Source organism: Streptomyces endocoffeicus, from assembly GCF_016741935.1.
Lineage (GTDB): Bacteria > Actinomycetota > Actinomycetes > Streptomycetales > Streptomycetaceae > Streptomyces > Streptomyces endocoffeicus.
The window spans coordinates 624987-647630 of record NZ_JAERRG010000001.1 but is presented as its reverse complement, the minus strand read 5'-3'; the positions used below and the strand labels follow the sequence as shown (position 1 = coordinate 647630).

At 70.8% G+C, this 22644-nt stretch carries 18 protein-coding genes and 3 pseudogenes; 13 read left to right on the top strand and 8 right to left on the bottom strand.

What is annotated here, in order from left to right; genetic code table 11:
• Positions 1-34: 34 nt before the first annotated feature.
• Complete coding sequence (locus JK364_RS02860) at positions 35-670, top strand: cysteine hydrolase family protein (RefSeq protein ID WP_201847137.1); 636 nt, start codon at positions 35-37, stop codon at positions 668-670.
• On the opposite strand, the pseudogene JK364_RS02855 reads toward JK364_RS02860, so the two are convergent.
• Positions 636-1244: pseudogene (locus tag JK364_RS02855) on the bottom strand (MFS transporter); the annotation flags it as partial. The gene JK364_RS02860 and the pseudogene JK364_RS02855 sit on opposite strands and share 35 nt — an antisense overlap.
• Before the next feature lie 10 nt (positions 1245-1254).
• On the opposite strand from JK364_RS02855, the pseudogene JK364_RS02850 reads away from it, so the two are divergent.
• A pseudogene (locus JK364_RS02850) lies at positions 1255-1404 on the top strand (ArsR/SmtB family transcription factor); the annotation flags it as partial.
• A 4-nt stretch (positions 1405-1408) separates the two neighbouring features.
• Here the strand turns inward: JK364_RS02850 and JK364_RS02845 are convergent.
• Positions 1409-2803, bottom strand: a complete 1395-nt coding sequence (locus JK364_RS02845; protein WP_201847135.1) for a cytochrome P450 — start codon at positions 2801-2803, stop codon at positions 1409-1411.
• Between the two features lie 424 nt (positions 2804-3227).
• Between JK364_RS02845 and JK364_RS02840 the strand changes: the two genes are divergently transcribed.
• From JK364_RS02840 to JK364_RS02790, 11 genes are all read left to right on the top strand, one after another.
• Positions 3228-6011: a phosphoenolpyruvate synthase gene (locus JK364_RS02840; RefSeq protein ID WP_201847133.1), complete on the top strand. Its 2784-nt coding sequence runs from the start codon at positions 3228-3230 to the stop codon at positions 6009-6011.
• Positions 6004-7773: an AMP-binding protein gene (locus JK364_RS02835; RefSeq protein ID WP_201847131.1), complete on the top strand. Its 1770-nt coding sequence runs from the start codon at positions 6004-6006 to the stop codon at positions 7771-7773. The genes JK364_RS02840 and JK364_RS02835 overlap by 8 nt, the downstream gene beginning before the upstream one ends.
• Positions 7770-9425 carry a hypothetical protein gene (locus JK364_RS02830; RefSeq protein WP_201847129.1) on the top strand — a complete coding sequence of 552 codons (1656 nt, stop codon included), beginning with the start codon at positions 7770-7772 and terminating at the stop codon, positions 9423-9425. Before JK364_RS02835 ends, JK364_RS02830 begins: the two co-directional genes overlap by 4 nt.
• 16 nt (positions 9426-9441) lie before the next feature.
• Positions 9442-9747 carry an acyl carrier protein gene (locus JK364_RS02825; protein WP_201847127.1) on the top strand — a complete coding sequence of 102 codons (306 nt, stop codon included), beginning with the start codon at positions 9442-9444 and terminating at the stop codon, positions 9745-9747.
• Positions 9744-10898 carry an SDR family oxidoreductase gene (locus JK364_RS02820; protein ID WP_201847125.1) on the top strand — a complete coding sequence of 385 codons (1155 nt, stop codon included), beginning with the start codon at positions 9744-9746 and terminating at the stop codon, positions 10896-10898. Before JK364_RS02825 ends, JK364_RS02820 begins: the two co-directional genes overlap by 4 nt.
• Positions 10895-11899: a nucleoside-diphosphate kinase gene (locus JK364_RS02815; protein WP_201847123.1), complete on the top strand. Its 1005-nt coding sequence runs from the start codon at positions 10895-10897 to the stop codon at positions 11897-11899. The genes JK364_RS02820 and JK364_RS02815 overlap by 4 nt, the downstream gene beginning before the upstream one ends.
• A gap of 15 nt (positions 11900-11914) precedes the next feature.
• Positions 11915-12904: a ScbA/BarX family gamma-butyrolactone biosynthesis protein gene (locus JK364_RS02810; RefSeq protein WP_201847121.1), complete on the top strand. Its 990-nt coding sequence runs from the start codon at positions 11915-11917 to the stop codon at positions 12902-12904.
• Positions 12905-12956: 52 nt separating this feature from the next.
• Positions 12957-13865: a UbiA family prenyltransferase gene (locus JK364_RS02805; RefSeq protein ID WP_201847119.1), complete on the top strand. Its 909-nt coding sequence runs from the start codon at positions 12957-12959 to the stop codon at positions 13863-13865.
• Between the two features lie 5 nt (positions 13866-13870).
• Complete coding sequence (locus JK364_RS02800; protein ID WP_201847117.1) at positions 13871-15163, top strand: amidohydrolase family protein; 1293 nt, start codon at positions 13871-13873, stop codon at positions 15161-15163.
• 67 nt (positions 15164-15230) lie between these two features.
• The gene (locus JK364_RS02795; protein ID WP_201847115.1) at positions 15231-16094 is read left to right on the top strand and encodes an SAM-dependent methyltransferase; all 864 of its coding nucleotides are present in this window, start codon (positions 15231-15233) and stop codon (positions 16092-16094) included.
• 103 nt (positions 16095-16197) lie between these two features.
• Positions 16198-16656, top strand: a complete 459-nt coding sequence (locus JK364_RS02790; protein ID WP_201847113.1) for a MarR family winged helix-turn-helix transcriptional regulator — start codon at positions 16198-16200, stop codon at positions 16654-16656.
• A gap of 84 nt (positions 16657-16740) precedes the next feature.
• On the opposite strand, the pseudogene JK364_RS02785 reads toward JK364_RS02790, so the two are convergent.
• From JK364_RS02785 to fae, 6 genes and pseudogenes are all read right to left on the bottom strand, one after another.
• Positions 16741-17008 (bottom strand): annotated as a pseudogene (locus JK364_RS02785) (RNA polymerase subunit sigma-24); the annotation flags it as partial.
• A 167-nt stretch (positions 17009-17175) separates the two neighbouring features.
• On the bottom strand, positions 17176-18345 hold the full coding sequence (locus JK364_RS02780) for an iron-containing alcohol dehydrogenase family protein (RefSeq protein ID WP_201847111.1): 1170 nt from the start codon (positions 18343-18345) through the stop codon (positions 17176-17178).
• 46 nt (positions 18346-18391) lie between these two features.
• Entirely contained in the window at positions 18392-19327 is a 936-nt protein-coding gene (locus tag JK364_RS02775) for an NAD(P)-dependent oxidoreductase (protein WP_201847109.1), read from the bottom strand.
• 76 nt (positions 19328-19403) lie between these two features.
• Entirely contained in the window at positions 19404-20924 is a 1521-nt protein-coding gene (locus JK364_RS02770; protein ID WP_201847107.1) for an aldehyde dehydrogenase, read from the bottom strand.
• Positions 20921-22033: a mandelate racemase/muconate lactonizing enzyme family protein gene (locus tag JK364_RS02765; RefSeq protein WP_201847105.1), complete on the bottom strand. Its 1113-nt coding sequence runs from the start codon at positions 22031-22033 to the stop codon at positions 20921-20923. The genes JK364_RS02770 and JK364_RS02765 overlap by 4 nt, the downstream gene beginning before the upstream one ends.
• Complete coding sequence (gene fae / locus JK364_RS02760) at positions 22030-22569, bottom strand: formaldehyde-activating enzyme (protein ID WP_201847104.1); 540 nt, start codon at positions 22567-22569, stop codon at positions 22030-22032. The genes JK364_RS02765 and fae overlap by 4 nt, the downstream gene beginning before the upstream one ends.
• Between the last annotated feature and the right edge of the window lie 75 nt (positions 22570-22644).

Below are 22644 nucleotides of genomic sequence, written 5' to 3'. Positions count from 1 at the left end.
CGATCACGATGTGCCTGCCCACGGAGGAGACGTGATGGCGGAGACCTATGTCCCCCGGCGGACGGCGGTGCTGCTGGTCGATCCCTACAACGACTTCCTCTCCGAGGGAGGCAAGATCTGGCCGGCCGTGGCGAGCGTCGCGCGGGAGGTCGGTCTGCTGGACAACCTGCGCGCCATCGTCGGCTCCGCCCGGCAGGCCGGGGTGCGGGTGGTGTTCGTCCCGCACCGCCGCTGGGAGCCGGGTGACTACGAGTCGTGGGACCACCCCAACCCGACCCAGCGGAACGTCATGGTGCGGCACAGCTTCGCCCGGGACACCTGGGGCGGGGAGTTCCATCCCGACTTCCGGCCGGGGCCGGGGGAGGTGGTGGTCCGGGAGCACTGGGCGCAGAGCGGATTCGCCAACACCGACCTGAATATGCAGCTCAAGCAGCACGGCATCACCCATGTGATCCTCGTCGGGCTGCTGGCGAACACCTGCATCGAGTCCACCGGCCGGTTCGCCATGGAGCTGGGCTACCACGTCACACTGGTACGCGATGCCACAGCCGCCTTCAAGCCCGAGATGATGCACTCCGCGCACGAGCTGAACGGCCCCACCTTCGCCCATGCCATCCTCACCACGAAGGAGCTCCTCACCGCGCTGCGCGGGGAGGGTCCGGAGGCGTAGGTGCCGTGTTACGGCATGGAACCTGAGCCGGAACGGGCAGGCTCTCCCGAGGTCGGCGCGGGGCCGGCGGATGGCGTACCAGGGCGAGGGCGGTGAGAAGCGCGACGAGTGCGCACACACCCCACCAGCCGGCCCGCCCCCAGGCGCGTACGCCGAGCCAGGAACCCGCACTGCCGCCCAGATAGGCGCAGGTCATATAGGCGGTGTTGAGCCTGGCGCGGGCATCCGGGCGCAGGGCGTAGACGCGGGCCTGGTTGGCCACCATGCCGGACTGCATCGCCACGTCCAGCAGCAGGGTGCCGACCGTCAGGGCGGCCAGACCCGGCGTCCCGCCCAGGGCCCCCAGGGCGAGGATCGCGGCGGAGAGGAGCACCCCGAGCAGACAGACGAGGTTCACCGGATCGGGCCCCCGGCGGTCCACCAGGCGCCCGGCGAGCGGAGTGCACAGCATGGTCGCCCCGCCGACCAGGGCGAGCATGCCGACAGCCTGGGCGCCGAGCCCGTAGGCGGGACTGGTCAGGAGCAGCGCCAGACAGGTCCAGACGGCCGAGAATCCGGCGAAGACGGTCGCCTGTTACCAGCAGGTGAGGGTGACTCCGAGCGCCGTGTCCCAGCACCTGCGCGTCCTGTACGCCACGGGGCTGGTCACCCGGGCGCGCCACGGACGGCAGGTGCTGTACCGGCGAAGTCCCCTCGGCGACCGACTCGCGGCCACGGACCCACCGCGCGGGTGATGGCCTATTCGGGCGGGGCCGGGTGCACGGGACACCTCGGTTCCTCGCTCAACGGTGCGCGGTTCAGGGGCTGTTCGCGGGCCACGGCGACGGCGCGCTTTCCCGGGACCAGGGTGACGTGCCACATGCGCTGGGCCTCCGGCGCGGGGTCGGCGGCGGTCAGCTCCACCCTCCGCAGCACCTCCCGAATGATCACCTTCAGCTCCATCATGGCGAGTTGCGCGCCGACGCAGTAGCGTCGGCCGCCGCCGAACGGCAGGAACGACTTCTGCGCCGCTTGGGCGCCCTCGCCGAGGAACCGCTCCGGCCGGAACTCCTCGGGGTCCGGATACGCCTCGCTGTCCTGGTGGATGAGCGAGAACATGGGGATGGCCACCCATCCGGCCGGGATCTCGTATCCGCCGAGCCGCAGCGGCTTGTCCAGCAGCCGCCCCGAGCCGGTGATCACCGGGCGCAGCCGCAGCACCTCCTTGACGACCGCTTCGAGGTAGCTGTCGTCCTCGCCCCGCGCCAACTCCTCCTGCAGCCGCCGCAGTACGTCCGGGGAACGCATCAACCGTTCGAAGGCCCAGGAGAGGCCGGTCGCCGTGGTCTCGAGTCCGGCCTCCAGCAGGGTGAGCAGCTCATCGCGGATCTCCTGGTCGCTCATCGAGCGGCCCTCGTCGTCCCGCGCCTGGAGCAACCGCCCCAGCACATCGGTGGCGTCGCCGTCCTCCTCGTCCCTGCGCCGCGCGATCTCGGCGAAGAGGATCTCGTCCACCGCCGCGCTTGCCTTCATGGTGCGGGTCGTCGGCAGCACCGGTACGCGCATCGCCAGCGGTGACTTCTCCGCCCAAGCCCGCAGTCGCGCGGGCATCAGGAACAGGAGCGGGGAGCCACTGGCCTTGGACAGGGTGAGGAGTAACGTCCGCAGCCGGGCCAGCTGGGTGACGTCGCGGATCCCGAAGACCAGCCGCAGGGTGACCTCCAGCGTGATGGCCTGCATATGCTCCTGGAGCGCGAACGGCCTGCCGAGCGGCCACGTCCGGATGTCCTCCGCGGCGATCTCGGCGATGAGGTCCGGGTAGCTCGCGATGGACCGGCCGTGCAGGGCCGGGCTGAGCAGCTTGCGGTGCCGCCACCACGGCTCGCCGTCGTTCGTGAACAGCGAATAGTCGCCGAGCCAGGGCACGTATCCCGCGCGCAGCGCCCCGGCCCGGTTGCCGTCGCCGTCCGTGCTGTAGATCTCCGCGGCGAGTTCCGCGGTGGACACCACCACCTGGGGCGGGAAACCGATCAGCTGCATGCGGAACACGGGACCGTAGCGCCGCCGAAGTGACGCGAAGTAGTGGACCGGGTCGCGCATGCGCATGGTCTGCAGAAGGGCGGGCTGCCGGGAGCCGGGAGGAAGCAGGGACATCGGTTTTTCTCCAGTTGTCCAGTGTCCGCTCAGTTCTCCGGCGTCCATGAGCCGGCGGCCACTAGTGGCCACTATGCGGCCCACCAGGGATTCGCCACCGGCCGGGGAGAACAAAGGGCGTGGGGGCAGGAAACGGGGGGAGCAATGGCAAGGATCCTAGGGTTACCAGCTCACTACTACCCCCAGCGAACGCCGAGCGCCAGGGGTGGTTGGCCGACAATCGCTAGGGAAATGCGTAGCAACCAGCCAAAGTGTCAGGACGTCTTCAATCAAGACGTCATGAAGTGGCCAGGACGTCATGAAGTGGCCTTGTATAAAGAGGGGGAAGGATCGCGATCGCCAGACCCGTGGGGTACGGTGAAACTTCCTCGTGATCAAGCGGGGTGTGTTTCGCGACATGCGTGCCCGGAGGTCAAGGAAACCGATGCGAGCCATAGTCGACGACAGCCTCCCAGGTGAGGCTGCGAAGCTGGCGGGCGGGAAGGGGAGGAATCTCCATGAGCTCTCCAGGAACGGGCTCGCCGTCCCCCGGTGGGCAGTCGTCGGGCTCGATGTGTTCCAGGAATTCATCACCGCACTCGACGAGGCGGGACGCATCCAGGATCTCCTCGCCGAGGTCACCCAGGACAATGCGAGCAGAATCTCCCGGCAGTTGGCCGAAATCATCGAGTCGGGGGAGTTGAGCGACGAGGCCGCGTCGGTCGTCGAAGAAGCGTATGCGCATGTCGGGCGCCCCCGGGTCGCGGTGCGCTCTTCCGGCCTCGAGGAGGACGGCTCGGAGCTCTCCTTCGCCGGACAGTTCGCCACCTTCCTCAATGTGTCCGGGCTCCCCGAGGTGATGGCGCACGTCAAGAAGTGCTGGGCCTCGGCGTTCTCCGAGCGATCGCTGCACTACCGGCTGCGCCACGGGCTGCCGCCGCGCGACGCGGGCATCGCCGTCGTGGTGCAGGACATGGTGGACGCCGAGCGCAGCGGCGTCATGTTCACCGCCAACCCGGTGACCGGCAACCGGCGGCAGTATGTGGTCAGTTCCGTGTACGGACTGGGCGAGGGCCTGGTATCGGGCGCGGTGGACGCCGACACCGTCGTCCTCGACGGCGCCACGGGCGCGGTGGACGACACCGTGCTCGGCGACAAGCGGGAGCGCTATCACCTGGATCCGGCGGGTTCCGGATATCTGGTCGCCGAAGTGGAGCGGGCCGACCGGGAGAAGCTGTCGCTGGAGCCGAAGGACATAGCACGGCTGCACGAGGCCGGGGCACACATCGCGGCGGTCTTCGACACTCCGCAGGACATCGAGTGGGCGCTCGCGGATGACGCCCTGTGGATTTTGCAGGCCCGCCCGATCACCGCGCTGCCGGATGCGATCCAGCCATCGGAGGATCAGTTAGGGCCGAGTGAAGGCGAACTCCGGATCTGGGACAACGCCAACATCGTCGAGAGCTTCTCCGGAATCGTTTCACCGCTGACCTACAGCTTCGCGGCCAATGTCTACGGCAGGGTCTACGAATACTACGCCCGAGGGCTCCGGGTCCCGCCCGACGCACTGCGCGAGATCGAGGAATGGGCTCCTCAAATGCTCGGCTATTTCCATGGCCGGGTGTACTACAACCTGCTCCACTGGTATCGGATGGTGCGGATCGCGCCACTGTATGAACTCAACAGGAAAGTACTGGAGGTCGCGATCGGCGTCGAGGAGCCACTCGACGACGAAATGGCCGAGACCATCTACCCGTACACCTTCTCCTCCTCCTTGCGCGGTCGGCTGTCCCGCGCGAGGACGGTGGCCGCTTTCGTACGCCGCTTCCTCACCATGAACCGCTCTGTAGAACGATTCATGGCCTACTTCTACAAGGCCTACGAGGAGTTCGACAACGTCGACTACGACGCGATGGAGGGCCAGGACGTCTACCGGCGATTCCGCGCGCTGGAGAAGGACCTGCTGGAGAAGTGGGGTCCGATGCAGACCCTGGACGCGACGATTCTCTGGTCCATCGGCGCACTCGCCCTGCTGAACAGGGGCTGGCTGCCCGATGCCCCCGAGTGGCTCACCTGGAGCGCCGCCAGCCCCGGTTCCCGGGTGGAGTCCATCGAACCCGCCCGTGCGCTGTCGGCCCTCGCCGCCACCGTCCGCGACGACGCCGAACTGAGCCGCCTCGTCCAGGAGACCCCGGCCGCGGACACCTATCAGGCGCTGCGCGACGGCGGCCACACCGCGTTCCTCGCCTCGGTGGACGAGTACGTCGCCGCGTACGGCTATCGCAGCCTCGACGAACTCAAGCTCGAAGTGCCGGATCTGCGGGAGGACCCGTCGACCCTGTTCGCCATGGTGCGCGCCGCGCTGCCCGAGGTGGACGCCCATTCCGGCGACAAGGCCGACGCCTATCTGGACGAGCACCTGCGCGGGCCGCGCCGGATGCTCTACAACGTCGTCCGCCGCAAGGCACAGACCTCCCTCTACAACCGGGAGCGGCTGAGGTTCTGCCGCACCCGCGCCTTCGGTTCGGCGAAGCGGATGCTGCGCGCCATGGGCCGCGATCTCGCCAGGATGCGGGCGATCGACCACTGGAACGATGTCTTCTTCCTGCGCCTGGAGGAGCTGCGGGGCGCCTACGAGGGCACGACGGCGCACACCGATCTGCGCGGCCTCGTGGAGCTGCGCAAGCGTCAGCGGGCCGAGGACGAGCAGCTGTCCGCGCCGTCCCGGTTCACCACCCGTGGGGCCGCCTACTGGCGGGGCAATCTGGAGCGGGCCGGCTTTGTGAAGGGCGGCGTGGCGCGCACCGGCGTCCGGGAGTTGCGCGGCACCCCGTCCTGCCCCGGTGTGGTGGAGGCCCGCGCCGTCGTCACGGACACTCCGGTGGATGTGAACGGCGGTGTCCTGGTGACCTATCGCACGGATCCGGGCTGGGTCGCCGCGCTGCCGTCCGCCTCGGCGCTCATCATCGAGCGGGGCAGCCCGCTGACGCATGTGGCGATCGTCGCCCGTGAGCTCGGCATTCCGACGGTCGTCCAGGTCAAGGGCGCGGTCACGGAGATGGAGACCGGTATGCGGCTGAGGGTGGACGGAGGGACGGGGGCGATCACGTTCCTGGACGACGACACCCCGGCCGAAACCGACACCCCGGCCGGAAGCGACACCGGGGCCGGAACGGACGGCGGGGCCGGGACCGAGGCCGAGAAGGCGAAGGACGCGAAGAGTGAGTGAGGCACTGCTCTCCTGGCTGCCGGATCCTCCTCGGACGGCTGCCGGAGACCTCCACGGCCGAGGCATCCACCTCGCCGACGACCGAGGCGGCTGGGAGTTCCACGGATACCCCGAACTCGCCGCCTCCGCACGGCGGGTGGCCGGATCACTGGCGGCACAAGGGGTACGCCCCGGCGACGTGGTGTGTGTCCTCCTGCCCACCGGTTTCCCGTGTCTGTCGTCGCTCTTCGGCGTCTGGGCCGCGGGCGCCACGGTCTGTCTCATCCCCCCGCCGTCGTTCGCCGCCGAGGCCGAGTACGTGGAGCACGCGGCCGGGATCCTGCGGCAGACCGAGGCCGCCGTCACCATCACCGCCGAGGGACTCGCGCCCCTGGCCGAGCGGGTACTGGCCGCCGCGGGCTCCGACCGCGAGCCGTGGATCTGGCGCGATGACGGCGACGAGATCCAGCCCCGCGAACCCGGTGAACTCGCCCTCCTCCAGTTCACCTCGGGCTCCAGCAGCCGGCCCCGCGGGGTCCGGGTCACCTGGGCGAACCTGGAGGCCAATCTCGCGCTGATCCGGAGCACACTCGGCTGGCGCGCGGGCGACGCCGGAGCCTCCTGGCTGCCGCTCCACCACGACATGGGGCTCATCGGCTGTCTGCTCACCCCCGTGAGCGTGAGGGACGATCTGTGGCTCATGCGCCCCGAGCAGTTCATCCGCGATCCGGCCCGCTGGCTGCGGTGCTTCGCCGTCGCCGCGCACACCGCCGCCCCGCCCTTCGCGTTCGAGTACGCGGTCCGGCGGCTCGGCGACCGGCTCGCGGACCTGGACCTGTCCGCGTGGCGCAACGCCATCGTCGGCGCCGAACCCATCGACCCCCGTGCGCTGGAGCACTTCGCCAGGCTCGCCGCACCCGCCGGATTCTCCCCGTCCGTCTACCTGCCGTCGTACGGGCTCGCCGAGGCGACGCTCGCGGTGACCGTCCGTACCTCCGACGCTCCCGCGCCGACCGTGCGCGTGGACACCGGCGCGCTGCGCTTCGGAGGCCCCGTCACCATCGAGGAGGAGGGCGAGTTCGCGAGCTCCGCGAAGACGTCCTCCGACGTTGAGGACGGCTGGCTGATCGGCTGCGGCGGCCCCGGCGACGGGGTGGGCGCCACGGTGGTCGACGACGGGGGACGGGCCCTGCCCGACGGGCACCTCGGCGAGATCGAGGTGACGGGCCCCTCGGTGACGAGCGGTTACCACGCCGGGCGCACCGGCTCCACACGGTTCACCGACGGCGGCATCAGGACCGGGGACGCCGGGTTCTTCCACCGGGGCGAGCTGTTCGTGCTCGGCCGGATGGGCGACAGCCTCAAGGCGCGCGGACGCAGCGTCTACATGGAGGACCTGGAGGCGAAGGTGGTCTCCGCGACCGGGATCGCCCGGGAGAAGTGCGCGGTCGTCGGCGTCGAGGGCACCGGCGGCACCTCGGTGACGCTGTTCGCGGAGCAGGCCGAGGGCGCGTGGGTGGAGGACGCCACGCTGGTCCTGCGCGGCGCACTCGGCGACGAGGTCGCCATCACCGTCGTCACCGGGCGCAGCGGGCTGATCAGAAAGACGTCCAGCGGCAAGCCGAGACGTCGCCACATGTGGGAAGAGCTGCGAGCGGGCCGCCTCAAAGACGCGCGCGTCCTCGAGAAAGACGCGGGCGTCCTCGAGAAAGACGCGGGCGTCCTCGAGAAAGACGCGCGCGTCCCCGAGACGGCCCATGTCACGACCGGGAGGCCCGTGTGATCCTCAGCGAGGACTATCTGCAGAACCTGCTCGACAAGACCATTCCGCGGATCAACTCCGTCGCCAACTGCGCTGTGGTCCTCGAAGGTTCGATCGCCGAGGGCTTCGGCAATTCCTCGTCCGACATCGACTTCCTGCTCATCGCGGACAGCGACGCCGACCTGCCCACCATGCCCTCGCTGCTGTTCCTGGACGGGCGTCGGGTCGAGGTCAGGACCCGCTCCGTGCGGCAGCTCGCCGAGCAGTTCTCCGCGATCACCACCGACACGCGCGGCCACGTGGGCGCCGTCCCGGAGGATCTGCTGAACCGCTGTCAGCGTCTGCTGCGCAGCTTCCCGCTGCGCAATCCGGACCTGGTGGCGAAGGTCAAGGGGCTGATGTCCCTCGACGACTTCCAGGACACGATGCGGGAGTGGTGGGCACATCACGCACGCCAGTCGATCCGCTACGCGCTCGCCCTGCGGGAGCTCGGCCAGGAGGAGGAGGCCGCGGCATGGACCGAAGCCGGACTGATCCAGGCGGTGAAGTCCTGGGCGGCGGCGCGGGGAGAGGCATATCTGGAGCCGAAGTGGCTGCCCATGCAGCTGGACCGCATCGGTGACCAGCCGCTGTGTGACCGGTACCGGACGCTCGCCTCGCTGGAGGCGTCGGGCCTCGGCACCGCCGAGTACATCACCGCGGGCGTCCGGCTCACGGCCGATCTGGGGGTGGCGGGCGCCGAACCCGACTCCGAGCGGATCACCGTGGCCAGGGCCACCGGGGTGACCACCTGGCAGACCGGCGACCGTGTGCATGTCGTACGCGACAAGCAGGATGTGTTCGTCCTCGGCGACCGGGCGGCGCGGGCCTGGCGTTCGGTCGTCTTCGGCCGGCCCCTGGGGAGCGTAGTGGCCGTGGCGGACGCGTCAGGAGCACCACAGGCGGGCCCGCGGATCGCCCAGTTCCTCCGGTTCGGCCTGGTGAAGGTGGCGTGGAAGGGCGAAGGACCGATCGTCCCCGCCATGCCGCTGGCCGCTCCGTCCGGCCCCGTCACACCGCCACCGAGCATCGCGCGGCCCATCGTCACCGTGGGCGGGGCGGCGGTCGGCGGTGCGGAGGGCATCGATCTGGTGCCCATGCCCGCCCGCCGGTTCAGCGCCGCCGCGATGACCCTCGTGTGGTCCAACGTGCTGGTGGAGAACGCCCGCGAGGACCTCACCGGCGCCCTGGACCGCGAGCAGTGGAGCGTCGCCGAACTCAGCGCCCGGAGGATACTGCGGGCCGCGCTGCGCGGCGTGCTCAGCGCCTACGGAGTCAATCCGCTGCCCCCGGACTCCGAGGTCGTCCGCAGGCTGTCCCTCCTCCCGGCGGGAGCGGACACCGACGAGATCCGGGCGAAGGCCCGGCACCTCGCGACGCTCACGATCGCGTCCGTGGCTCAGGGCAGCGCGGCGCTCACCGCGCTGGACGACTTCGTCGCCCTGGTCCGGCACACGATCGGCGCGCACGGCTTCCCGTCCTCCTTCGACTCCTCGGACGGATGGCGGCAGACCCTGGAGATCGGCTACGACTGGCTGCGCCTCGGCGCCCACCTCGACGCGGACCTGCCCATCGACGAGGCGAGCGATCTGCTGTCCAGCGGTGGCGCGCAGCCGCATCTCGCCACCACCTGACGCTGAGGGAGCAACGTTGACGTCAAGCACCGGCACACCATCGCCGAACGAGGACGAGACGCGGAGCAAGGTGTACGCGATCGTCGGCGCGATGGCGCCCGCGGGGGGCACCACCCTGGCCGACGACACCGCGCTCATCGCGGATCTGGCCTATGACTCGCTCCGGCTCATCGAACTGACGCTGGCGCTGGAGCAGGGCTTCGGGCTCGGGGAGCTCCCCCAGGAGAGGACCGCCACGGTCACCACGCTCGGCGACATCGTCCGCCTGGTGACAGAAGTACGCCGAGAGACCGAGGCACGGCAGGCGGAGGCGGGCCGATGACGGAGCGCTTGAGGATTCTGGTGACCGGCGCGGCCGGGCTGGTCGGTGCGGAGGTCACCGCCCGGCTGGTGGCGGCCGGGCACCAGGTCACCGCCCTGGTCCACAACCAGCCGGTGGTCATGCGCAACGACGGCACCCCGCTGGAGCCGGACGCCGTCACCTGCCTGCCGGGCGATGTCACCAAGCCCCGGCTCGGTCTGCCCGAGGCCGCGTACCAGGCGCTGGTCGCGGACGGCCTCGACCGGATCGTGCACTGCGCCGCGATCACCGACTTCGGCCTCCCCGACGAGGTCTACCAGGCGGTCAATGTCGACGGCACCGCCCACGTCCTGGAGTTGGCCCGCGCCGGCGGTGTGCCCCTCGTGCACGTGGGAACCGCCTATGTGTGCGGTGAGCGCGACGGGCTGATCCGCGAGACCGAGCTGGACGAGGGCCAGCGCCTCGCCAACGCCTACGAGGACAGCAAGTTCCGGGCCGAGACCCTGGTGCACAAGGCCCAGGCCGACGGGGTGCGAGCCGCGATCGTCCGCCCCAGCATCGTCGTCGGCGACGAGCACACCGGTGTGGTGCGCGACTACAAGAACATCTACGTCGTCCTCAAACTGGCCACCGAGGGCAAGGTCCGCTCCATCCCCGGCCAGTACGAGGCGCGCCTGGACCTGGTGCCCGTGGACTATGTGGCGGACATCATCACCGAGGTCACCCACCGGTTCGAGGAGGCGGCGGGCCGCACCTTCCACGCGGTGGGCGCACCGCTGACGCTGCGGGACTTCTCCGATGTGATGGCCGAGTACCCGCCGTTCCAGGTGCCGAGGTTCGTGCCTCCGACGAGCTTCGACGCCCAGCGGCTGCCCCGCCGGGAGCGGGCGTACTACGAGCGTGTCATGACGCTCTACGAGAGCTACTTCCGGCGCCGGACGCGGTTCGACGACTCCCACACGGCGGGCCTCGCCACCCGCAGGCCACCGGCGGACGGGCAGGACTTCCTGCGCGCGCTGATCGACCACTGCCTGGAGACGGGCTACCTGGGCGCGCCGCCGCCCGACGCCACCGAGGTGCTCGCCCGGCTGAACATCACCGGCCCGGACGCGACCCCGACGGCGAACGGGACCAGCCCGACCGCGAGCGATGTGAACGGAGCCGGCCGATGACCGACGACACGACGGACGGCCGGCCCTTCGGCGACGACATATCCCCGGCCCTCAGCTGCGATCCGCGCAAGCGCGTCCTCTTCGGCTCGGACACCTACTTCCTGGAGAGCGTCGAACAGCTCGCCACCCTCACCGCCGATGTCGACGGCTTCCTCCACCGGCACGCCGCGCTGCTGCTCAAGCCCGACGCCGTGGTCAGCAGGCAGTTGCCGACGACCGTCGACTGGCTGGCCCGGGAGGGCTTCCGGATCGTGGCCGCGGAACGCACCCGGCTCACCCCCAACACCGTGCGGGCGCTGTGGTACTTCCAGTGGAACCTGGCCACACCGGAGCGCCGCCGTCTCGCCGACCTGTTCACCGACACCTGCGACGCGGTGGTGCTCGTGGTGCGCCAGGACGCCGATGGGGCCGCGGCCCTGCCGAGCGCACCCGCGTCGGTCGTCCTGACCGAGCGGAAGGGCCCGACCGATCCGCTGGCCCGGGTCCCCGGCCAGCTCCGCTACGCCACCGGCCGCTACAGCTATCTTCTCAACCTCGTCCACACTCCCGACGAACCCGCCGATGTGGCAAGGGAGTTGGGCATCTACTTCGGTGCGGCGCTCCGGCAGCGGGTCTACGCCTCCGCGCTGGCGGGTGAGGACCAGTCGGCCCGCGCGCGTGAGCTTGGCGAGCGGTTGCACGGCGAGGTGCCCGAGCGGGATCTCTCCTTCGAACCGGCCGCGGAACGGCTCAAGCGGGCCGTGGCGGAGGCGGAGGAATCCCTGGCCCCCGGCGCCGTCCGGGACGAGCTGCGCGCGACCCGGCTCGCGGCCGGGGAGCAGGAGGGCTACCGGCGGCTGATCGAAGCCGTCTGGCGGGCCGGGCTGCCGCTCGACGCCTGGGACACGGTGATCGTCGGCTCCCATGTCCTGCCCATGAAGCGCAAGGGGCTGGCCCCCGTGCTCGGTGGAGTCAGTGTGTCCGACTGGCAGCACCACCCGGCGCGGTCGGCGGTTCGGTAACACGGAGGGGGAAGCATGGACACGGTGGAATTCAGCCAGACGGTGCCGCGTGAGCTCGTCCACCGGCTGAGCCTGGGCGAGGTGTTTCTGACCGGCGTGCTCGCCCGGGACGAGGACACCCTCGACATCGGGGTGCAGATACCCCGCTCACACGCCTTCTACCGGGACACGGCGGGCTGCCGCCACGTCTACGACCCGATGGTCCTGGTGGAGGCCGTCCGGCAGTCGCTCCTCATGCTGGGCCACGATCTGTTCGAGAACCCGTTCGGCACGAAGTTCATCCTGCGGGACATCGCCCTGCGCGACGCGGACATCACCGCGCTCGCGGTAGGTGACGTACCCACCGAGGTGGTGCTGCGCTGCCGCATCGTGCGCCGCTTCCGTGGCCGCGAGGGCCTGAAGGGGGCGCGGCTGTCCTACACCGCGCTGATCGGTGACCGCGTGGTGGCGACGCTGGACGGCTCCATGTCCTGGCTGACGCCCGCCCAGTGGCAAGCGACGCGCGAGGACGTGCGGGCGACGCTGGGGCTGCCCGTCCAGGCCACGTTCACGGCCTGTGAGCCGGGGGAGCGGATCGGCGAGGCCCTGGTCGACCGCAGGGACGCGGCGAACGTGGTCATCTCCCCGCTTCGGCTCCAACTCCCCCCGGACGGAGCGGAGATGGGGGCCGCGCGACTGCTCGTCGACACCAGTCACCCCGTGCTGTTCGACCACCCCCTGGACCATGTCCCCGGCATGCTGACCCTTGAGGCGTTCCGGCAGCTGAGCCTCGCCACCGCCGTGGAAACCGGGGCGCTGCCGTCGGCGTCGGCCGTCCTCACGGGGCTGAAGGCGCGCTTCACGGGCTTCGGCGAGCTGGATCTGCCGATCACCTGCGAGAGCGTCCGGGCGGACGGCGACGGGACGAGCGCCGTTCTGCGCTGCGTCATGAAGCAGGCCGGGCACACCATCGCCGACGGCGAACTGCGCCTCACACCGGCCAACACGGAAGCGCGGCCGATATGACCGCCGCCCCCGGCACGCTCGACCGTCCCAGGTCCGGGAGACGGTGGCGGCGGTGAGCGATGTCCTGACCGCCACCCGCGTGCCGGCCCGGCTGGGCCGTTTCGTCCTGCGGATGTTCCGCCCGCAGATCTACGTCACCTACGGCGTGCTGTGGACCCTGGCCCTGGAAGGCTCGGCCGAGGCACTCTCCGGGCCCTCCTCGCACTGGACACCCTCCGGGGCGACCGCGGTGCGCGCGGTGAGCGTGGTGCTGGCCCTGCTGTTCGCCCGCATGGTCGATGAGCAGAAGGACCTGGAGTACGACCGCCGGCACAACCCGGACCGGCCCCTGGTGACGGGCGCCATCACGGTGGCGGAGCTGCGCGGCGCCATGGCGCTGATCACGGTGGTCGTCGTCGTGCTGAACGCACTCGTCTCGGCCCTCTCCGTGCTGCTGATCCTGCTCGCCCTCGGATACACGCTGTTCCTGGTCGCGCTGGAGCGCTGGTCGCCGCGGATCGGCGAGGCCCTCATCGCCAACCTCCTCGTCAGCTACCCGGTGCAGCTGCTGCTCTCCGTCTACCTCTATGTCTCGCTGCTGACCGGCGACGCGATCGACGGCGACGGGCGGGCCGTCCCGCTGCTGGCCATGTTCGCCTGCGCCTTCCTCCAGTTCGAGTTCGCCCGGAAGACCGAGTGGCGGCGGGACCCGGAGGCACGGCTGTACTCGGAGGTGCTCGGCCCGCGCGGCAGCGCGGCCGTGTGCCTCGCTCTCGCCGTGGGCGCGGTGGCACTGGGACTCCTGCTCTTCGGGACGCGGGGCCTGCTGCCGGCCTTGAGCATCGTCTTCCCCGCCCTCGGCGCCTGGCGCTTCCTCGTGCGCAGACAGCCATCCGGGCTGATGCTCCCGGCGATGGGCTTTGTGCTCTTCTTCAACCTGCTGTGTTTCTACGGCTCCACAGCGATCGCGATCGGACGGTGAGAGAGGTGCGGCCGGTGATCATCGACAAGGTGCGGATCTTCGACGGGACAGCGCTGCTGGGCTCCGGGGCGGTGGAGTTCGCCGACGGGGTCATCACACGCGTCCTGACGGAGCCCGCCGCGGCTTCGGGTGCGTCGGCGTCGGCGTCGGCCGATGTGATCGACGGAACGGGCCTGACGCTGCTGCCCGGCCTGATCGACGCGCATACGCATGTGTTCGGCGCCGAGAGCAATCTCGAACTGGCGCTGGCCTTCGGTGTGACCACCGAGCTGGACATGTTCATGGGCCCGCCGGAGCTCACCCAGGCCCTGTGCACGGCGGCGGGCGAACGTGCCGACCTCGCCGATATGCGCAGCTCGGGGCTGGTGGCAAGCGCGCCAGGAGGGCACCCCGGCCATGCCATGCCGCTGCTGCCGACGGTGGCCGGGCCCGATGAGGCCGACGCGTTCGTGGCCGCGCGACAGGCGGAGGGCGCTCACTTCATCAAGATCATCGTGGATGACGGCGCGAACCACGGGATGTCGCTGCCCGCCCTGGACCGGGCGACCGTGACGGCGCTCGCCGACGCCGCGCGGCGTCGGGGCCTGCTCACCGTGGCCCATGTGTCCGCCGGATGGTCCGCGCGACTCGCCCTGGACAGCGGTGTGGACATGCTGACGCACCTTCCGCTGGAGGCGGCTCTGGACGACGCGTTCGTCAGCCGGACCGCGGACGAGAAGCGGGTCGCCATCCCCACCCTGGCCATGCTGGAGGCGTCCGCCCCGGAGACCTCCTCCCGGCCCCGTACGGGACGATCGCTGGCGGACGATCCGCGCATCGTCGCCTATCTGCCGGGCCACGCCCGTACCGCGATCGCGGAAGGCCACGAGGGCCTCTGCGTGGAGAAGGAGTCCCCCGAGCACCACTTCACCCACGCCCTGGCGAGCGTGGCCCGTCTGCACCGGGCAGGTGTGCCCGTGCTGGCGGGGACCGACACCAACTACCGGCCGGACCGCGCCTGCCCGGTCGTCCACGGCGCCAGTCTCCACACCGAACTGGCCCTCCTGGTGGAGGCCGGACTGACTCCGGCGGCGGCGCTCACCGCGGCCACCTCGGCCCCCGCCGCGCACTTCGGTCTCTCCGACCGCGGAGTGATCGCGCCGGGCCGGCGCGCGGACCTCGTCCTCGTCGAGGGCGACCCCACGCAGGACATCACACGCACCCGGTCGATCGAGGCGATCTGGCGCGGCGGCGTCCGCTTCGACCGTGCGGCGTACCGTGAGCGCACCGCCTCATCAGCTGGAGCGACACGCTCGTGAGCGGGAACGACACGCTCATGAACGGGGGAGAGGACATGAGAGACAACCACACGAAGCGGAGGACCACGTGACCGACGGACACGAGCGCCTGGCGGGAGTCAGCAGTACCGCGCTGTTCGTGGGCATCACCCGCGCGGACGAGAGCCGGCGCCCGGACCGGCTGTTCGAGGACACCCTGGCCACGCGTTTCGTCGACGCCGCGGGCCCCGAGCAGCAGGCGGTCTGGACCGAGGGACAGGGAAAGCTGTTCACCGAGGCCATGGGCGACTACTTCGCCCTGCGCACCCGGTACTTCGACGACTACTTCATCCAGGCGTGCGCCGCGGGCTGCCGCCAGGCGGTCCTGCTCGCGGCGGGCCTGGACACCCGTGCCTTCCGGCTGCACTGGCCGGACGGGACACGCCTCTTCGAACTGGACCAGCCCAATGTGCTCGACTTCAAGGAACGCGTCCTCCAGGGCGAGGAGCCGCGCTGCGAGCGCGAGGTGATCGCCGCCGATCTGCGCGAGGACTGGCCCTCGCTGCTGGCGAAGCAGGGCTTCCGCGAGGACGTGCCGACGGCCTGGCTGGTCGAGGGGATACTCGTCTACCTGCCCGAGCGCGACGCGGACCGTCTGCTCGACCGGATCACCGCGCTGTCCGCGCCGGGCAGCCACCTCGGGGTGGAACATGTCACCCGGTCGATGGTGAACACCGACCAGGCCCGGGAGGCGGCGTCCGCCTCACCGGAGGGCATCATGGGCATGCTGTCCTCGCTGTGGAAGAACGAGATGACGCAGCCTCCCGCCAACTGGCTCGCGGACCACGGCTGGAGCGCCGCGGAGGAATCCCTCACCGACCTCGCGGAGCGCCACGCCCGGCCCGTCCCTCCGGCGTTCGACCCGGCCCTGCCCGGCACGGGCCGCGTCCGTCTGCTGACGGCCGACCGCTGACCGACCGCCACCGCCGGGTGACCACCTTGACTTCAACTTAGGTTCAACTTCTACGGTCGATCCCATCGTCACACGAGTTCACGCAACGACGGAGGGACCGGCCATGGAGTATTCCCACAGCGACCCCGAACTGCTCAAGCAGCCCATCGGGTACTGGAGTTGGGCGGCCTACAAGGCCGTGGTCAGCCGCATCCAGGCCGCTCTCGCCGGGATCGGCGTCACCCAGCCACAGTGGTGGGTCATCGCCCAGGTCGCACGCGCCGACACCGTCAAGACCCGCGCTGAGGTGTCCGGCCTCCTCCGCAACTATCTCGACGCCGGTCCGGAGGTCATGGAGGCGGAGATCGACCGGGCCATCGCCCTGGGCTGGATCACCGAGGACGCCGAGGGACGCCTGGGCAGCACGGAGGAGGGCCGGGCCTTGTACGACAAGGCCGCGGCCCTCCAGGACGAGCTGTGGGCGGAGCGGCACGCGGGCATCTCCGACGAGGAGTACCTGACGACCATGAAGGTGCTGCAGCGCTTCATCCACAACACGGGCGGGCACGGCTGGCACCACTAGCGCGTTCCGCGTGGTCGTGGGTGTTCCGGGCGGCGGTACTCACCGCCCGGAACACCCACGACGCCAGAGCGGCAGCGGCGTGGTTCACCTGGCGAGCTCGGCCGGTACGTCCAGCCGGGTCAGCTTCCCCGGGGTTCTCACCACGTAGATCCGGGCCACCCGCCCGTTCTCCACCAGGAGGCTCACCGCGGACGGCTCGCCGTCGAAGGCGAGCCGTCCCGCGGGGGCGCCGTTGAGCCATACGGGCGTCGTCTCGAACGCGGGTCCGCAACGCGACCAGGAACCGCTCCACCACGGCCTGCTGCTCCGACCGGCTCACCCGCGTCCGCGGCCGCCGGGCCGCCACGTGTTCCGGCCGCTTCCACCCGGACACACGCGGCAGCCGAACGTGTGCCGGTTCGGCATGAAGACACCGTCGGGTCCGCGGATGTGACAGCCATTGCCACGGCACCTGGATCGCCGGGGTCACGATCCAGGCGCCGGGATCAACCTGGGGTGCTGATCAGTATGCGGTGGCGATCAGTAGGTGGTGGTGAGGATGTTCAGGACCCGCGTCTGATCGGGGAGTAGCGGATTGTTCTTCGTCACCGGGTCCGCCACCGCCCCGGCGGCGATGGAGGGCAGCATGGCGCGGTCGGCGCCGAGCGTCCTCAGGGGGCGTTTCACCTCGACGGTGCCCGCGATCTCGCGTACTCCGTCGATGGCTGCCCGCGCCCAGTCCCCGTCGGCGGGAGGTGCGAGGCGCATGGCCCGCGCCACCTGTTCATAGGCGCCCTGTGCGGCGGGAGCGTTGAACTCCATCACCTCCTCGAGGACGGCGGCGAGGGCGACGCCGTGTGGCGTGCCGGTGTGCGCGGTCAGCACATGGCCGATGCCGTGGACGAGCCCGAGCCCGGAGAGGGTGAGTGCCTGGCCCGCGAGATGGGCGCCCAGCATCAGCTCGGCGCGGGCGTCGAGGTCCGAGCCGTTCCGGTACGCGGTGGGCAGGGCGCGGCTGACCATGGCCACGGCCTGCGTCGCATAGGCGGTGGAGATCGGGTTCGCGCCACGCGAGGCCAGCGACTCGATGCCGTGCACGAGGGCGTCGATCCCGGTGGCGGCGGTGGCGGGCGCGGGCAGGCCCAGGGTGAGCTCGGGGTCGAGCAGCGCGACGCACGGCTTCACCGACGGGTGGCCGATGTACACCTTGCGGCAGGCGGCGGTGTCCTCGATGACCCCGAAGCCGTTGGTCTCGGCGCCGGTGCCGGAGGTGGTGGGGATCGCGACGAGCGGTAGCCCGTCGCCCGCCTCCCAGAGGTCGTCGGCGTCGGCGGCCGTGGCGCCCGGGTTGCCGACCAGCAGGGCGATGCCCTTCGCCGCGTCGAGTACGGAGCCCCCGCCGAGGGCGACGACCGCGGCGGTACCGAACGTACGGGCCTGTGCGGCACCCGCGTCGACGTTGGTGGTGGACGGATTGGGCGCCACTTCGTCGTAGACGGCGTACTCCAGCCCGGCGGCCCCGAGGGCCTTGAGGACCGGCTCGAGGACACCCGCGGCGCGCAGACCGCGGTCGGTGACGACGAAGGCGCGATCGTGGCCGGTTGCCGCGATCAGGGCGGGGAGCCGGTCGATGCGGCCGGGGCCGAACTCGATACGGCAGGTGGGGTCGATGCTCAGCGGTGTGGGACCGCCGGGCCCGGAAGGGGTCATGGGTGCGGCTCCTGACGTCGTGGTGCGGGGTGGCGTTCGCTCGTCGTCAGACCGCGACGGTCGCGCCCACTGGCGCGGTGGCCTGGATGGCCAGCCGGAACTCCTGCCCGGCGAGGGCCTCGTAGAGGCGGACGGGGCTCATCTCGCCCGCGAGGTCGCCGTGCTCGGTCCTGGAGCGGCGGAAGATCTGCTCGACCACCGCCGACAGTTCGGTGGGCACACCCAGGTCGCGGCCGAGGTCGATGGCGAGGCCGAGGTCCTTGCAGGCGAGGACCATGGCGAAGGAGTCGTCGTAGTCGCCGTCGGTGAGGACGCGGATGAAGTCGTGCTCCAGGAAGTAGGACGAGGCGGAGCTCTTGAGCAGGGAATCACGCAGCAGACCGAGGTCGACGCCCGCCTTGGCGCCCATCGCGAACACCTCCGAGGTGGCCACGAGCTTGCTGAACCACAGCAGGTTGAGCAGCAGCTTGACCGTGTAACCGGCGCCGAGCGGGCCGATGTGCAGGATGCGCTTCGGGTCGCCCATCGCCTCCAGCGCGGGCAGCGCGGCCCGGAAGTCGTCCTCGGCACCGCCGACGAAGATCTGCAGGGTGCCGGAGTCGGCGCCGTGCGACATCCCGCAGACGGGCGCGTCGAGCCGGCGCACCTGCTGGGCGTCCAGCACCTCGGCGGCGATTCGCTCGGCGGCCGCCGGGGTCGAGGTCGACATGTCGACCCACAGAGCCCCCGGCGCCAGGGCCGCGGCGGCGCCACCGCGCAGCAGGACGTCCTCGACGACACGCGGCGTCGGCAGGCTGGTGATCAGGAGTTCCACGCCGTCCGCGCACGCGGCGGGCGTGTCGGCCCATCCGGCGCCGAGCGCGAGATGCTCCGCGGCGGCCTCGGGGCGGATGTCGTGCACGGTGACCTGGTGACCCGCCTCGATCAGGTGGCGGGCCATGTGGCGACCCATGTTGCCCAGGCCGATGAAACCGATCCTCATCGTTGTCCTCGCTGTGGTGAGAAGAGAAAGTAAGGGGAGAGGGGCGTTGTGGAGGTGGCCGTGAACCGTGTCCGGCTCAGGCCAGGTTGACCCAGGTGGTCTTGAGGGCGGTGTACGCGTCGAGCGCGTGCAGCGACTTGTCACGGCCCGCGCCGGTGGCCTTGAAGCCGCCGAACGGGGTGATGACATCACTGGCGTCGAAGGTGTTGATCCAGACCGTCCCGGCCCGCAGCCGCTTCGCGGCGCGGTGGGCGACGGCCACGTCACGGGTCCATACGGAGGCGACGAGCCCGTAGTCGGTCTCGTTGGCCAGCCGGATCCCCTCGTCGGCGTCACCGTCGTAGGAGACGACGGCCAGGACCGGGCCGAAGATCTCCTGCTGGGCGACGGCGGAGGTGTTCACCACCCCGTCCAGGACGGTCGGTTCGACATAGCTGCCGCCCGACTCGGTGAGGGTGCGGCCACCGCCGAACACCACGGTCGCCCCGTCCGCCACACCACGCTCGACATGGCCGAGGACCGAGGCCAGCTGGTTCTCGTCGACCAGGGGGCCCATGACGGTGGCCGGGTCGAGCGGGTCACCCATCCGGAAGGTGTCGTCGGTGATCCGGCGCACGGCGTCCAGGAGCCGGTCCTTGACGGAGGCGTGGACCACGACGCGGGAACCGGCGTTGCAGGTCTGCCCGGCGTTGTAGAAGATGCCCCAGGCCACGGCCGACGCGGCGGCCTCGATGTCGGCGTCCGCCAGCACGAGCTGGGGCGACTTGCCACCCGCCTCGACGGCCACCTGCTTGCCGTTGGACTCGCCCGCGTACACCTGGAAGAGCCGGGCCACCTCCACCGAGCCCGTGAACGCGATCTTGTCGACCTCGGGGTGGCGGCCAAGCGCCTGCCCGGCGACCTCGCCGCGCCCGGGGACGACGTTGAACACCCCGTCCGGCAGACCCGCCTCGGTGGCGAGGGCGGCCAGGCGCAGGGCGGCCAGGGACGTCTGCTCGGCGGGCTTGAGGACGACGCTGTTGCCGGTGGCCAGGGCCGGGCCCAGCTTCCAACTGGCGATGAGCAGCGCGTAGTTCCACGGGATGACCGCGCCGACGACACCCAGGGGCTCCCGGGTGATCAGGGCGAGCGCGTCCCCGGGCGTCGGCGCCACCTCGTCGTAGGTCTTGTCGATGGCCTCGGCGTACCAGGCGATGGTCTCGGCGGCCTTGTCCACGTCGATCCGCACGGACTCGGTGATGGGCTTGCCCATCTCCAGGGTGTCGAGGAGGGCGAGCCCCTCGGCGTTCTCCCGGATCAGGTCGGCCCAGCGCAGCAGGACGCGCTTGCGCTCCTTGGGCGGGAGGTCACGCCAGCGTCCGTCCTCGAAGGCGTCGCGCGCACCGCGTACGGCACGGTCCACGTCCTCGGCACCGGCCGCCTGCACCTTGGCGAGCACCGCGCCATCGCGCGGCGAGATGCTGGTGAAGGTGTCGCCGGAGAGGGCGTCGGTGAAGTGGCCGTCGATGAACGGCCTTGTCTCGAAGGTCAGTTGGTCGGCCGCGGCCAGCCACTGGTCGTGCGTACGGGAGAGCAGGGCGTCGATGCCGTGCGTCATATGATCCTCCACCGGTCGATCGCGTCTTCGTCCAGCTCGATGCCGAGTCCCGGCCTCGCGGGCACCTCGAGGTCGCCGTCGCCGCCCACCCGCACCGGGTCGGCGAGCATGAAGTCCCGGCGCTCCGGGGTCCACCCGGGCGGGTCGTAGGGGAACTCGAAGAACGGGCCGCCGCCGACTCCCGCCGCCACGTGCAGGTTGGCGAGCACACCGATGCCGTTGGTCCAGCTGTGCGGGGTGAAGTGGCGGTGCTTGAGCCGCGCCACTTCCGCCAGGGTGCGGGCGCGGTGCATGCCGATCGCGAGCACCACATCCATCTGGTAGATGTCGAGGGCGTCCTCTTCGAGGTAGCGCAGCAGCTCGGTGGGGGAGTGGTGCATCTCGCCCGCGGCGATCCGCACCCCGGGGTTCTCCGCCCGCAGGTGTTTGAAGCCCGCCACGTCGCAGTAGGGCAGCGGCTCCTCGACCCAGAACACATCGAGTTCGGCCAGCCGCGCGATGATCTTGCGGGTCCGGGCGAGGTCGGTGGCGCCCGCGGTGTCGCCCGCCATGCGCCACGACTGGTTCAGATCCACCATGATCTCGAAGTCCGCGCCCAGCTCCTCGCGCACCGCGCGGACCGCGGCGATCCCCTCGTCCACCCGGTCGCGGTCGATGCGGATCTTCATCGCGCGGAAGCCCGCCTCGCGGACCTTCAGCGCGGTGGCCACGCGCTCCTCGGGCGATTTGAGCTCACCGCAGGAGGCGTAGGCGGGGAGCTTCTTGGCCGCGTTGCCGAACAGCTCCGCCACCGGGCGGCCGTGGACCTTGCCGATGATGTCCCACAGCGCCGCCTCCAGCGGCCAGTAGTGGGCGCCGTGGAAGTTCGCGGTCTCGATGGCTCTGACATGCCGGGTGATGTCGAGCGGGTCCTCGCCGACGAACAGGTGCTTGTAGGTGTCGAAGCCGTCCATGAGATCCCCGGAGCCGATGCCGGTGATCCCCTCGTCGGTGTGGACGCGGACGATCGTCGCGTCGAAGTGGCGCCGCGGCTCGGGGTCCCAGGCGGCCCGGAACGGCGGGTCCAGCTCCAGCCGCAGCCGGTCCAGGGTGATGTCCGTGATCTTCATCGGACGAGCGCCTCGGAGGAGGGGGCGTAGAACGGGTTGGCCGGGCCTTCCTCGGCGGTCGCGAGGACATCGGCCACGGTCGGGGTGGCGTCCACCGCGGCCCGCACCGCGCCGTACGCGGCGGAGCGCTGGTTGCGGAACGACACATCCAGGTCGTCGACCGCCGGATTCACCCAGATCGCGGCGATGATCAGCAGGTCGTCGGCCTCCTCGGCGGGCAGCAGACCGTCCCGGACCGCGTCCGTGACGCCCTGCGCCAGACCGGCCTGGGCGGAGCCCCACGTGGCGCGCTGGTGCAGCTCACCCTCGGCGGCGGCCTTCGTGACGAACAGCGTCAGCGGCTTCACCGGGACCGAGGGCCGCACGATCGTCAGGAACGGGACGTGTCCGGCGCTGGGCGTGGCCAGCGCCGTGGCCCAGGCCGTCTCGACGGGTCCGCCCTTGCGTCCGATCACGACGTTCGTATGCGCGGCGTTGGCACCCTCCCCGACGAAGGACTCGCCGATCAGGGCGGTCGGGGCAAAAGGCGATGGCATGGGATCTCCTGGATCTCCGGGAGCGGGGAATCGGCGGACCGACGGGATGAACCTCGCATTCACCGCAGTTCATCC